9 protein-coding genes and 1 pseudogene are annotated in these 13,683 nt (G+C 46.4%); 7 read left to right on the forward strand and 3 right to left on the reverse strand.

What is annotated here, in order from left to right; genetic code table 11:
* Positions 1 to 14: 14 nt before the first annotated feature.
* Together KZ483_RS04365 and KZ483_RS04370 are read right to left on the reverse strand one after the other, a co-directional pair.
* Positions 15 to 383: a VanZ family protein gene (locus tag KZ483_RS04365; RefSeq protein WP_397376179.1), complete on the reverse strand. Its 369-nt coding sequence runs from the start codon at positions 381 to 383 to the stop codon at positions 15 to 17.
* A gap of 198 nt (positions 384 to 581) precedes the next feature.
* A complete protein-coding gene (locus tag KZ483_RS04370) occupies positions 582 to 1,577 on the reverse strand; it encodes a LacI family DNA-binding transcriptional regulator (protein WP_220351514.1) in 996 nt (331 codons plus the stop codon).
* A gap of 517 nt (positions 1,578 to 2,094) precedes the next feature.
* On the opposite strand from KZ483_RS04370, the gene KZ483_RS04375 reads away from it, so the two are divergent.
* From KZ483_RS04375 to KZ483_RS04400, 6 genes are all read left to right on the forward strand, one after another.
* The gene (locus KZ483_RS04375; RefSeq protein WP_258881695.1) at positions 2,095 to 2,949 is read left to right on the forward strand and encodes an ABC transporter permease; all 855 of its coding nucleotides are present in this window, start codon (positions 2,095 to 2,097) and stop codon (positions 2,947 to 2,949) included.
* Between the two features lie 16 nt (positions 2,950 to 2,965).
* Complete coding sequence (locus KZ483_RS04380) at positions 2,966 to 3,859, forward strand: carbohydrate ABC transporter permease (RefSeq protein WP_220351516.1); 894 nt, start codon at positions 2,966 to 2,968, stop codon at positions 3,857 to 3,859.
* A gap of 75 nt (positions 3,860 to 3,934) precedes the next feature.
* Positions 3,935 to 5,677, forward strand: coding sequence for an extracellular solute-binding protein (locus KZ483_RS04385; protein WP_220351517.1), 1,743 nt, complete (start codon positions 3,935 to 3,937; stop codon positions 5,675 to 5,677).
* A 116-nt stretch (positions 5,678 to 5,793) separates the two neighbouring features.
* Entirely contained in the window at positions 5,794 to 7,245 is a 1,452-nt protein-coding gene (locus KZ483_RS04390; protein WP_220351518.1) for a glycoside hydrolase family 32 protein, read from the forward strand.
* A 262-nt stretch (positions 7,246 to 7,507) separates the two neighbouring features.
* Positions 7,508 to 10,414 carry a discoidin domain-containing protein gene (locus tag KZ483_RS04395; protein ID WP_220351519.1) on the forward strand — a complete coding sequence of 969 codons (2,907 nt, stop codon included), beginning with the start codon at positions 7,508 to 7,510 and terminating at the stop codon, positions 10,412 to 10,414.
* A 21-nt stretch (positions 10,415 to 10,435) separates the two neighbouring features.
* The gene (locus KZ483_RS04400) at positions 10,436 to 11,167 is read left to right on the forward strand and encodes a discoidin domain-containing protein (RefSeq protein WP_258881696.1); all 732 of its coding nucleotides are present in this window, start codon (positions 10,436 to 10,438) and stop codon (positions 11,165 to 11,167) included.
* 741 nt (positions 11,168 to 11,908) lie between these two features.
* On the opposite strand, the gene KZ483_RS04405 is transcribed toward KZ483_RS04400, so the two are convergent.
* Positions 11,909 to 12,358, reverse strand: a complete 450-nt coding sequence (locus KZ483_RS04405; RefSeq protein ID WP_220353256.1) for a GNAT family N-acetyltransferase — start codon at positions 12,356 to 12,358, stop codon at positions 11,909 to 11,911.
* Positions 12,359 to 12,698: 340 nt separating this feature from the next.
* Between KZ483_RS04405 and KZ483_RS04410 the strand changes: the two are divergent.
* Positions 12,699 to 13,658 (forward strand): annotated as a pseudogene (locus tag KZ483_RS04410) (sigma-70 family RNA polymerase sigma factor); the annotation flags it as partial.
* Positions 13,659 to 13,683: the final 25 nt, after the last annotated feature.

Consider the following 13,683-nt stretch of genomic DNA (forward strand, 5'->3'; position numbering starts at 1 on the left):
TATTTGTAGGCAACCTACCCCAGTCGATACCGGTCCATCATACATCGAACAGCTTTCACATGTGTCCGCCTTTTATAAATAAGGAAATCGAATACACCTCCGAGCGTGTTAGCGATGATGTCGTTAATATCGGTACTTCTGCCGCTGCCAAGCGTAACCCGGATAATCATTTGCATAACCTCAAGTGAAAGACTTACGCAAAGTGCAGACTTCGCGACACTAGCAGCGGTCCTGAAGTTAGATCCCAGCAACGGCAGGCAGATTCCAAAAGGCACCATCATAAGAATATTCAGTAAAAAGGTCTTAACGTCAATGGTCAAGATCGGGATAAAATTAATACTCTTATACCATATTGTTTGGTTGGCAAATCGGCCGATATTCACTTCAATCGAGAAGAAGACCAAATGAATGGAATCGTAAATTGTATGGACATTGGGGTCACTCCTTAAGTCGAATCAGACGGGCGGATACACTTTATAACCTACTCCCCAGACTGTTTTAATGAATTTCGGCCGAAAAAAGCGATTGTTCCGGTATAACCTCCGGTACAACCGCTTTAAATACGAGGGTCTAAAGGTAAATCACCTTCGTTTAAACTTAGAGCTTTTTCTTTCGATCAATGTGGGTTCCATCATAATATTTACCAAACTGGAGGGCACCTCTTGATTGATACGGCTGAGGAGTATTTCAAAAGTAGTCTTTACCATTTCCCTAATCGGTTGATGGATGCTTGAAATCTCCATAATTTTCGACAGATACGTATCGTCAAAACCAATGATGCTAACGTCTTCGGGAACCCGAATTTGTCTTTTCTCCGCGGCTTTCATGAACTCAAGGGCCATGATGTCATTTTCCGCGAAAAGACATGTAAATTCAAGCTTTTCCGACTGATCCAGATAGTTTTCGATATATCTGCGAATCATAAAGTTGTCATTGGAAGATTCAACCAGCAGGAAGTTTTTTGGGTCAAACGTAAAGCCGTTTTCTTGCAAAACGCTTTCGAAACCGTAAAATTTTTCATCATCTCGTATCGATCCAATGTATCCAAATGTTTTGTGTCCTGAATGAATGAAGCTTTCCCCAGCCAGTTTGCCTGCTTGAAGATGATTGATTCCGACACTGTCGAGCATTTTTTTATTATTGGTTAACACAACTGTAGGGATTTCCAGTTTTGTAATCCTCTCAAGGTTAAAATCACTTGAAGGCACGATGATGATCCCATCCACCTGCCGGGAAACAAAGTTTTGTATGTTCTCCCATTCTGTTACCGGATTGTATTTGGAGTTGTGAAACAGAACATTGTACCCGTTTTTCCTCGCTTCAAGCTCCAGCGAATCAATGATCTCCACAAAATAAGGATTGTAGATCTCCCTTGTGCATATGCCAATTATGTTCGTACTGTTTCTTTTCAACGTTTGAGCCGCTTTATTGGGAACATAGCCAACCTCTTTAACCACGTTCATAACGGCATTGACGATTTCTAAGCTTACTCCTTTATGGCCATTAAGGACCCGGGATACGGACGGTTGGGACACTTTTGCCTTTTTGGCTATTTCCTTCATAGTCATTTTTGCCATCGGGATGAGCTCCTTTCAAAGCTACTATATCATAAAACCAAGCATAATAATATATTCTGAATAAAAATTAAATTATTCAAGAAATATTATTTACATATTAGAAATCGTATTCCAAAAGTGTGAATAAACCCAAAATTGGCCAATGAAATTTTAAGCTCAAACCTCTCTTCTAGTATGACGTTGACAAATGATTAATCAAGGTATATGCTAGCGATGTAAGTGCTTCCACATTGGTAATACGTATTCATAGATATTCACGAAAACTTTATGGGAGGATGAATAAAAACTTAGTTTATTCAGGAAACGGCGCAAAATTTATCGTGAAGACGCAATCGCTGTTCGAGGGGTGGCGGATCCTGCCGAACTCTTACTTTGCAAATCTTTAAAGAATGTGGAGGGAAACCTGCTGGTGAATACTAACCTGATGAATGAAAATGTGGGGTTAAAGCGCAGGAGTTTGATCTCAAAGGCTTCGTTGTATCATAGGAAGAATCCCGATGTGAAGCATTATTTGATCATGCTTGTTCCGGCTTTTATTTGGCTGGTTATGTTTCAAATCATTCCGATGTTTGGGATTGTGATGGCATTCCAGGATTACAACCCGGGAAAAGGGATTTTGCATTCGGAATTTGTCGGTCTTGAAAATTTTCAATATATGTTGGAATTGAACGATGCGCGGGTTGCTTTGTGGAATACATTGGTCATTGCCTTTGGCAAAATTGTCGGCAATTTGTTCGTTCCGTTAGTATTCGCTTTGCTGCTCAATGAGCTAAGACAAAAGTTCTTGGTCAAGTCGATTCAAACGAGCGTATACCTGCCTCATTTCTTATCTTGGGTTATTTTATCCGGAGTTATGCTGCAAATCTTTTCGTTTAGTGGTCCGGTAAACAACTTATTGGAATTTATGGGCTTCGAGCCTGTCCAATTTTTTCAAAAGGCTGATCTATTCAGGGGTTTCATTATCGGATCGGATGTATGGAAGAACTTCGGCTTCAACTCGATCATCTATTTGGCCGCCTTAACCGGTATTGACAACACGCTCTATGAAGCGGCAGAGATGGACGGGGCGGGTCGCTGGAGCAAAATGTGGCATGTAACGCTGCCGGGCATTCGCAGCACCATCGCACTTTTAGCCATTTTGTCGCTTGGAGGCATCTTGGATGCAGGCTTCGACCAGGTATACAACTTGTACAACCCGCTCGTGTACAGCACCGGAGATATTATTGATACTTATGTTTATCGCGCAGGGCTGCAGGGGCTTGATTTCAGTTTTGGCACAGCGGTTGGTTTATTGAAATCGGTCGTCAGCTTTATCCTCATTACTGCAGGGTACTGGCTGGCGAAGAAGCTTGTGGGCTATCGAATCTTCTGAGTTTGGAGGAAACAAAGTGACCGGGAATCGTTTGTTGGGATCAAAAGCGTTTGACGTAATCAATATAATCTTTCTCATTTGCTTGACGCTGCTGTGTTTGCTGCCTCTCTGGTATACCTTGATGATTGCGTTAAGTGACAACGCAGCCGTGCAAGCGGGAATTGTATCTGTTTTTCCGATTGGCTTCAATTTATATTCGTTTCAGGCGATTTTGTCGGATTCCGGTTTCTTTAGAGCGTTTTGGGTATCGGTAGAACGAGTCGTTCTTGGAGCGGCGTTGACGATGCTGGTGTTGTCGCTGGCTGCTTACCCGTTGTCCAGAACAAGCAAGCAATTTCCGGGACGCAATTTACTGATGTGGGCATTCATCTTCTGCATGTTGTTTAACGGCGGGTTGATTCCCTGGTTTATAACCATGAGGAACTACAACATGATGGACAGCGTCTGGGGCTTGGTACTAAGCGGCGGAGTTCCGATATTCAACCTGATTCTGATTACGAACTTTATCAAGAACCTGCCGGAAGAGCTGGAAGAGGCGGCGAAAATCGACGGGGCCGGCCCGTGGAGAGTTTTGTTGCAGGTCATTCTGCCGCTCCTGAAGCCCGTATTGGCGACCGTCCTTTTGTTCACGATTGTCGGGCAGTGGAACGATTTCTTTGCAGGGATGGTCCTGTCCACGAAAGCGGATAGCTATCCGCTCCAAACCTATATTCAGCAGTTAGTCGTCTCGACAAACCTGCAAAGTATGGCGACCATGTCCATCGAACAACTCGAACAGATGTCCAAATTGAATAACGATTCCTTAAATGCGGCCAAGATTTTTGTGGCGATGATTCCGGTGCTGCTAATCTATCCGTTCTTGCAGAGGTATTTCGTGAAAGGGATTACGCTTGGATCCGTTAAGGGCTAACCTGCGTGTCCGTTGGTGTTGTTGTCCGGGGATAACATCCTTTGACATAAATAATAATAAAAGGGGAATTTAAGTATGGTGAAATCTAGCTTCATCAAAAAAGCGAGCACAGCAGCCTTGTCCTTGGCGATTGTCGCTTCCTTGCTCGCGGGGTGTACCGGCAATAGCGGCAATGGCGGTAATGGGGACGGCAACAAGACTTCTACCAAGGAGCCTGCCGCAACAACGGATACGAAAGCGGATCCGTTTGGCAAGCAACCGGAGCTGACCGTCCTTACGAGGGGAACATGGACGGACCCGAATACGAAATACCCTGACGGCCAATCCTTGGATGACAATGCATACACAAGAATGCTTAAGGATAAGTACAACATTGAGATCAAAAATGAATTCGTCGCGTCCGACTATGGGAAGCAGGTGGATTTGGCAATCGCAAGCGGAAAAATCCCGGATTACTTGATTAATCTTACTTATACCCAGTACAGGGCGATTGTCAAAGCCGGGCTTGCCATGGACATCTCTAAAGTTTGGGATCAATACGCAAGTGATCAGACGAAGGCAGTATATGACTCCAACAAGGAACTGTTCGACAGCCTTGTCAAGCAAGACGGCAAGATGTATGGCATTCCTGCCTCCAAACCGCTTCCGGATTTCTTGTCTGTTATGTGGATTCGTCAAGATTGGCTGGATAAACTGGGGCTTAAGGCGCCTACGAACCTGGATGAGCTTGAAGCCGTGGCGAAAGCGTTCAAAGAGAAAGATCCGGACGGTGACGGGAAAGCGGATACAGAGGGTCTTGTGGGTCCGCCGAACAACGGGCCGCTGTATCAGGATATGGACAACCAGAACTTCAACGCGCACTTCGATCCCATATTCTCCTCCTATAATTCCTTCCCCGGATTTTGGTTAAAGGGCAGCGACGGCAAAGCGGTTTATGGTTCCACTCTGCCTGAAACAAAGGAAGCTCTTCAGAAGTTGGCTGATATTTACAAACAAGGGCTGATTTCTCCGGGCATGCTGACGACAAACACGTATGATCTGATTAATAACAACAAAGCGGGGCTGTTCTTCGGTACTTGGTGGGAACCGTTCACCGAGGTCGGAAACAGCTGGAAAAACGACAAAAAAGCCAACTGGCAGCCTTATCTTCTGCCTTCCGGCGCAGACGGCATTTACCAGGCGAAAGGCGGCAACGCGGCCGCAAGCTTTGCGGTTATCAGCAAGGACGCCAAAAACCCGGAAGCCGTCATTAAAATGCTGAATCTTTATGTAAAAGGCCTGGCAAACATCGTCGACAAGGACCAGCAAGCGATTTTGAGGGATTATCCATTCCCGTTTGCTCAGACGTTCTCTCTCGCGGACGGTCCAGCCAGGATCTTGCAGGAAATGGACAAATATACTGCCGGCAAGGTGACGGTCGACCAGGCACACGATTACTTCAATAGCTACGATCCAAGCGCGATCCCGATATTCGACAAGATGGTCGCTTACAAAACTAAGCCGTACGACAATAATAACATCTCGGGTTGGAATTTCTCCGGGGACAACGCAAATGATTTCGGACTGATTTATTCTTTTGGCGTCGGCTTGAAGCCTTATGTGAGCGGCAAGTTCAAGTGGGTCAACACCTTGACTTATGCAAGAACCAAAACGATGGACAAACGTTGGGCCAATCTGAAAAAACTCGAGTATGAAACGTTCTCCAAAATCATTGTCGGCCAAGAACCGATCAGCGGCTTCGATACATTTGTACAGCAGTGGAAACAAGAAGGCGGCGACCAAATCACGCAAGAAATTCAAGAATCGTTAAATCAGTAAGCTCAATTCATCCATACAGGTCACAATGAGTTCTGTCTTTGGGCGGAACTCATTGTTTGCCTGCCAATTTTTGACTACAGCGTATATGAGATAAGGATAGGGAGGAAGAGAAGATTTTGTCTATTTTAAAAGTTGAGAAGTACCGTCCCAAGTTTCATTTTTCTCCTGCGGCGGAATGGATGAATGACCCGAATGGGCTGGTTTATTTTAATGAGGAATATCATCTTTTCTACCAACACCATCCATACGGAATGGAAATGGGAGCGATGCATTGGGGACATGCGGTAAGCAGGGATCTTATGACATGGGAACATCTCCCTGTAGCGCTTGCTCCCGATGAGAATGGCATGATTTTTTCAGGCAGCGCTGTGGTAGATTGGAACGATACAACGGGTTTTTTCGGCGGAAAGCCTGGGCTTGTCGCTATTTTTACTCACCATAACGGGTTGACACTTAATCAAACCCAAAGTATTGCATATAGTCATGATTCCGGAAGGACCTGGATCAAATACGAAGGTAATCCGGTTATCTCTTCTGACAAATATGACGATTTTCGGGATCCGAAGGTCTTCTGGCATGAAGAAACGAAGCGATGGGTGATGGTTCTCGCTTGCGGTCAAACGGTTTGCTTTTACCATTCGACCAATTTAAAAGAATGGACCTTTAGCAGCGAATTCGGTAAAGGAATCGGTTCCCATGACGGCGTCTGGGAGTGTCCTGATTTGTTCGCGTTACCGGTTGATGGGGACAAAACGAAACTGAAATGGGTCTTCCTAGTAAGCATTGGCAACGAGCCTGACATCAAGGAAGGTTCAAGAACCCAGTACTTTACCGGGCATTTTGACGGTCGTACCTTCATGCCGGATGAAGCTTCCCAAACCATTCGCTGGCTTGATTATGGCAGGGATAATTATGCAGGCGTAAGTTGGTCGGACATCCCCGAAGAAGATGGACGCCGAATCTATATCGGCTGGATGAGTAATTGGAGATATGCAAGTACGACTCCTACCAAGAGCTGGAGGGGGGCCATGACGATTCCAAGAGAGCTTACACTGGAATCAAGGAATGGCGAAGCAGCATTGATTCAACGTCCTGTGCTGGAACTGGAGAAGTTCAGAACTCCTCTTCTAGAGGTGGAAGGGGAAGCTGTAAACGAGCTTAATTTGTTATTGAAGGATCAGCAACTGGTAACGTATGAAATTGTAGCCGAATTTGAGCCTGTCCAGGGCATCGACTCCTTTGGGTTTAAACTAAGAACATCACAACAGGAAGAAACAGTGGCAGGATATTCCGTGAAGGAATCGGCAGTATTTGTAGACCGCACTCGATCGGGAGTCGTTGATTTTCATGAGCATTTCCCCGGCAAACATCAAGCTGTCTTGCCGCCAGATCTGCAGTATCTGCAGCTGCGTCTTATTGTAGATCGCTCATCAGTGGAGTTATTTGCGGGCGATGGACTTGTCGCGATCACAGATTTGATTTACCCGTCCCCATCCTCATTAGGATTATCGTTTTTTTGCAATGGGAAGAACGAGATACCTTATAAAGTAAAAATGTATAAATTGTAGTTGTCTAAATTAATAGCGTGAGCGGTGAATTTACGTTGTAAGTCCAGGTCCGATTTGAACACCGGCTCTCCGCCGAAATGCGGAGGGTTGTATTTCGGCGATCATGGAAGCGTATACAAAGACCGTGATCCATTGAAAAATTTTATTCGGAGGAATGAGCATGGGCAAATTAAAAAATAAGTTACTTTTAGTGCCTGTTTTGAGTATGAGCCTCGCTGTCGCACCCGCCTTCCAAAGTGCTGAACAAGCATCAGCGCAGCCGTTGCAAGCTCCAAATGGCGCTTCCGTGCAGGTTTGGCTGACAGACGTACAGTCCGGCACGTATGTTGACCGCAAAGACGATTTGGCATTCACACCAAAGCAAACGGATAACCCGCTTACGATCCAGGTCGACGAAAGCCGCAAGTATCAACAAGTTCAAGGTTTCGGGGCGGCCATGACCGACTCTTCCGCTTGGCTTATTGGGAACAAAATGTCGGATGCTCAGCGCACGGAGCTGATAAAAAATCTGTTTGATCCCTCGTCAGGCATCGGCCTGAGCTTACTCCGCACTCCGATGGGCGCTACGGATGTAAATGCATCCGGGAATTATTCCTATGACGACATGCCAGCGGGACAAACGGATGGGGCGCTAGCCAACTTCTCGATCCAGCATGATGAGGCGTACATCATTCCGGCATTGAAGCAGGCTCTCTCGTTTAATCCGTCTATCAAAATCACGGCTACCCCGTGGAGCCCGCCAGGTTGGATGAAGACCTCAGGTTCTATGATAGGAGGTACTCTTAAGGACGAGTACTATTCTACGCTCGCGAGCTATTTTGTAAAGTTCATACAAGCTTATAAAAAAGCCGGTGTGCCCATATCCTATGTTTCGCCGCAAAATGAACCGATGGGCACTCCCACCTGGCCCGGCATGTTCCTGTCCGCTTACCAGGAAACCCAGTTGATACAGGAGATGGGCAAGGCGTTTGATGCTAACAATATTCCCGCGAAGATTTTAGCTTGGGATCACAACTGGGATGTTCCCTCGTATCCCGAGAAGATTTTTAGCGACCCCGCTGCCTCCAAGTACGCCGTTGGAACCGGATGGCATGTCTACAGCGGCAGTCCTATTTACCAAACTCTGGTCCACAACAACTATCCAAGTAAAGAAGCTTTCATCACGGAAGCCACTGGGGGTACTTGGCAAGCAAGTGACCAGGCAGCGTTCTCTGATGCACTTCATACTTGGATTATCAATGGTACGCGCAATTGGGCGAATGGAGTGATGCTATGGAACATTGCACTCGACCCCGATATGGGTCCGCTCAACAGCGACACGAATGGTATACCTATGATGCGCGGATTGGTTACCATTGATCCGACTAACGGAAAAGTATCCTACAATGTGGACTATCACGCACTCGCTCAAGCCAGCAAGTTTGTGAAGCCCGGAGCCTATCGAATTTACTCGAATACCTTTGGGCAAGGCAGCATAGAGGATGTCGCGTTTCAGAACCCGGATGGATCGAAGGTCCTGATCGCGTATAACTCGGGGGACGCCGCGAAGACCTTCAGCGTTGCAAATGGAACGCGATCGTTCGACTACACCTTGAATGCCGGCAATGCCGTCACGTTTAAGTGGGCTGGACCTCCGCAGAACGGAAATCATGCCCCGGCAGCGACGAATGTCTCGGATCCGACACATGACTTTACGTTCCAGCCGGGATCAGGTCCGGTTACGATCACGTACGATCCGGCATTACTGCCCCTCCAGAATACCATCCGTACCGGAAATAGCTTTCTCACGTATTCCTTTCCGTCCGGAGCTTCGATCCAGACAGGAGGAACGGCGCTGAACCGCAGCCGGTGGACCGTCACGTCTTCCTCGAATTCGGTTGGGGATGGGACCGGGAATGCAGCCGGGGATTTGGCCAAGAACGCGATTGACGGCGATATCAACACAAGGTGGACCAACGGACATGGGCAGAAGAACGGCGACTGGTTCCAGATCGATTTGGGGAGCCCTGCGAGCTTCAATCAAATTGTCCTTGATAACAGCGTAAACAGTTCATTCGACTACATTAATAAATATCAGGTATATGTTTCAAATGACGGCGTCAATTGGGGCAGCGCGATTGCAAACGGCAGCGGGGGCATAGGAAGGATAGACATCACGCTGCCAACACAGACGGCACAGTACATTCGCATCGTCAATACCGCACCATCCGGTTTCTGGTGGTCTATTGGTGAAATCAATGTATACGGGCCTTCGAATGGAACGGATTCCGGTTCGATCGCAGCTCCGACATCGGTATCAAACGGCCTTCAGCTGCAGAACTGGACCAGCCCGGAAGGAACTCAGGTTACCGTCGTATACAATGGAACCGGCAGCAGCCAGAGCTTCCCGATATCCACCGATAGCTCGTTTACCTATACGCTCCCCAGCGGGACTTCAGCGATGTTCACAACTAGGGATTCGTCAAGCTTCAGGGCACCGGCCTTCAGCAGCATGACGCCGAACGAAGGGATAGCGGGCTATATGATTACGATCAACGGTTCTAATTTCGGTAACTTACAGGGGCTGGGTACGGTGACTTTCGGATCGATCCCGGCCAACATAGAGAGCTGGTCGGAATCGAGCATCACCGCTTACGTTCCGAACGGGGTTCCATCGGGGACGGTTACGGCTTCTGTATACGGAAGCAGCGGAGTATATGCAGGCGGATCTCCGTTCAATGTTATAGGACTTCCTCCTGCGCTACAGCGGACGGGTTGGACCGCAACGGCTACGAATGTAAGTCCATGGGGTGATGTGCCCGGAAAAATGTTGGATGGCGATATTAACAGTCGGTATAGCTCCGGAACAGGGCAGTATAACGGTCTTTCGTTTACAGTGGATATGGGGCAAACGCAGACTTTCGACAAGATTGTGATGGATTCCGGCAGCAGCACCGGTGACTATGCGCGAAGCGCAGACGTATACGTATCTGCGGATGGAACCAACTGGACCAAGGTTTCTTCCGTAACAGGAACCGGCCCAGTCGAACTGTCCTCCTTCGCAACGCAGAGAGCTCGCTACATCAAGGTCGTCAACACCGGCAGTGCGGGTAACTGGTGGTCCATCGCAGAGTTTAACGTGTACAACTCAAAGTCGACTTGGACCGTAACGGCTACGGATGTAAGCTAGTGGGGCGATGTGCCCGGAAATATGCTGGATGGCAATTCTGAGACTCGGTATAGCTCCGGAACAGCGCAATATAATGGTCTTTCGTTTACAGTGGATATGGGACAATCGCAGACATTCAACAACATTGTGATCGATTCCGGCAGCGGCAGCAATGACTATGCGCGAAGCTCAGACGTATTCGTATTTACGGATGGAACGAACTGGACCAAGGTTACTTCTGTAACAGGAACAGGACCACTCCAACAGATCACCTTCAAAGCGCAGACAGCCCGCTACATCAAGGTCGTCAACACCGGCAATGAGGGTTACTGGTGGTCCGTCGCAGAGTTTAATGTGTACAACGCAGCTGCAGATTATCGGACGGGTTGGACCGCAACGGCTACGGATGTAAGTCCGTGGGGCGATGTGCCCGGAAATATGCTGGATGGCAGTCTTGGCACTCGGTATAGCTCCGGAACAGGGCAGTATAATGGTCTTTCGTTTACAGTGGATATGGGGCAAACGCAGACTTTCAACAAGATCGTGATCGATTCCGGCAGCGGCAGCAATGACTATGCGAGAAGCTCAGACGTATTCGTATCTACGGATGGAACGAACTGGACCAAGGTTACTTCTGTAACAGGAACCGGTCCACTCCAACAGATCACCTTCCCAATGCAGACAGCTCGCTACATCAAGGTCGTCTGCACCGGCAGTGAGGGTTACTGGTGGTCCGTCGCAGAGTTTAACGTGTACAACACAGCTGCGGAATGAGCGAACCAAGAGTTGAAATAAAGAGTTAAATCAGTAAGAGTAATTCCTTATAGGCAACAATGAGTTCTGTCTTTGACGGAACTCATTGTTTACCTGTCAGTCCGGACTGTAACGTATATGTGCGATAAGGATACCGTCCCAATGAGGAGAGGTGAAGCACAATGTTGGCAGTATAAGGGAGTAAGATCAGGTCCGATTTGAACGCCGGGGTCTTGTGAAAATAAAGTTTTAGACTGGAAAATAAAGTATTAGACTGAAAAAGATGGAAACTAAACATTAAAGTTGGAACCTGGTAATAGTGAGTAGAACTCAGTTAACGGGTGTTTATTGATAATAAGTTAAGGAACTTCTAGTACAGTCCCGATGATGCTCTGTTAGCTCATCGGGACTATTTATGTGAAGGATGAATGCGTTAAATATAGGTCGTAACTGCTAAATAGAGATTGTAACTGGTAAATAAAGATTGTTACTGACAAATAAAGCGTGTAACCCAAAGTTATATTCACACCCAGAGAAGTCCCGATGGTTCCATTGGGACTTCTCTATTATTAGGAGGACTAATCATGACTTCATCAATAGGAGATCGTAGTAGAATATGCGATGAAATCCTACTAAAGAATGAGTATATGTAAGATAAACCATTAAAATTGAGGGACGGGCAGAATAGTTTAAGATCAAGCGCGGTGAACCGTATCACAAGTAACGGCAAGTTTTTTTTTGGAAGACGCCACCCGGAGCTGCTTAGTTAATGGAGAAGTGAACCCAGTCTTTCCCTTGGATCGCGTTCATTCTATTGAAGAAAGATTGAGCTCGTGTGTTATTGATTGATGTTATCCAAGTCATATTGGCGTATCCCCGATCTATGCAGTATTTTTTACATGCCAGGTAGAGTTGGGATTCCAGTTCTGTATCTCTAAAGGGTTCTTTGACGAAGAGATCGTTCATGACAGCAATTTTATCTGTTTTCATCGTGCTAAATGTAAAGTAGAGTGTAGCAAAACCGACGAGTCTACCAATTTCTTCTACAACGAATTGGATACCATGTTGTTTGTCAAAGAGGGTTCGAATCAAATGATGGACGTTATCGATAGGCGGGCCAGGGTTTTGATAAAAGCCAACGATATATTCATACATTAATTCGGTCAAACTCGTTAAATCTTTAAGCTCAGCGGATCTTACTAAAGCAGACATAGTTATTCCTGCAGTTTTCATATTTTTAAATTATACATTGAATAAAAATACAATTGTCTTTTGGTGCTGCCCTGCAAGTGGCGTTCAAAAAAACGTGCCGTTACAGACAGCGCGGTGAACCGTATCACAAAATTAGTGGTAAAGCGGAGAGTTGCGGTTAATGTTAATTTAAGGATATAATAGTCAGATTATATAGATTCAGAGATACGTGGCGAAGTTTCTCCCCATTATTTAGGTAGTACTTTCTCATTTTATTCAAGACGAACAGTGGCTTATAAAATTGAGACGATCGGTTCGGTGGCGTGTGTGAAAAGGATGTTTCGCCCGTCAAAAGGAGGCCAAGATGAACGAAACAGCATTAGAGCTTCAGTTATTTGAGAACTTAAAGCCTGAGTTAACATCGTTCTGTTACAGAATGCTAGGATCCATCGATGACGCAGACGATGCTGTTCAGGAAACCTTTATTCGTTTTTGGCAAAGTTGGAATTCATTCAGGCAGGAATCCTCATACAAAACATGGGCCTATCGTATTGCATTAAACTTATGTCTAGACAAGCTAAGACAAGCCAAACGCCGCACTCGTCCCGTTGACCTATCCGACCCAGCGTTACTCATCGTCGAACCCCGCGAAAAGTTTCCTGACTCATCTTGGATTTGGCCTGCCCCTGATTTCTCGGATAGTCCGGAAGATATTCTCATTCGTAAAGATACCCTTCAACTCTGTTTTATTGCACTCTTACAAATATTACCACCCCGTCAACGTGCTGTTCTTGTTTTGAAGGATGTATTCGAATGGTCCTCCAAACAGATCGGTGAAACTTTAGAAATATCACCAGCAGCGGTGAACAGCGCCCTTCAAAGAGCCAGAGAAACGATGGACCGAGCGAAACTTCATTCTGACGAATTTAGCATGATGGATGTCGAACCTGATCGTGAGCTGCTATCACGGTATGTGGAAGCCTTCGAACAATTTGATATCAATGCGCTGGTAGCGTTGTTTCATGAGGAAGGCCGTCTGTCAATGCCGCCTTTCGCAATGTGGGTACGCGGCAAAGACGATTTGTTCAAGTTTTTTGCGCTTACACGCTGGCATTGTGAGGGATCCCGGTTTTTGCCGATTATGGCGAATGGGGGTTATCCTGCTTTCGCACAGTATGTGCCAAGCGGTGAAGACTCCTACTTGGTACCCTGGGGTATTCACATTATTGAAATAAAGGACAAGAAAGTATACCACGTCCAAAATTTCATTAGTACAAAATTATTTTCCCGATTTGGGCTTCCTGAACAAATACACCGATGAATATCGTAATCTGATTTCGTCTAAA

The organism is Paenibacillus sp. sptzw28, assembly GCF_019550795.1.
Taxonomy (GTDB): domain Bacteria; phylum Bacillota; class Bacilli; order Paenibacillales; family Paenibacillaceae; genus Paenibacillus_Z.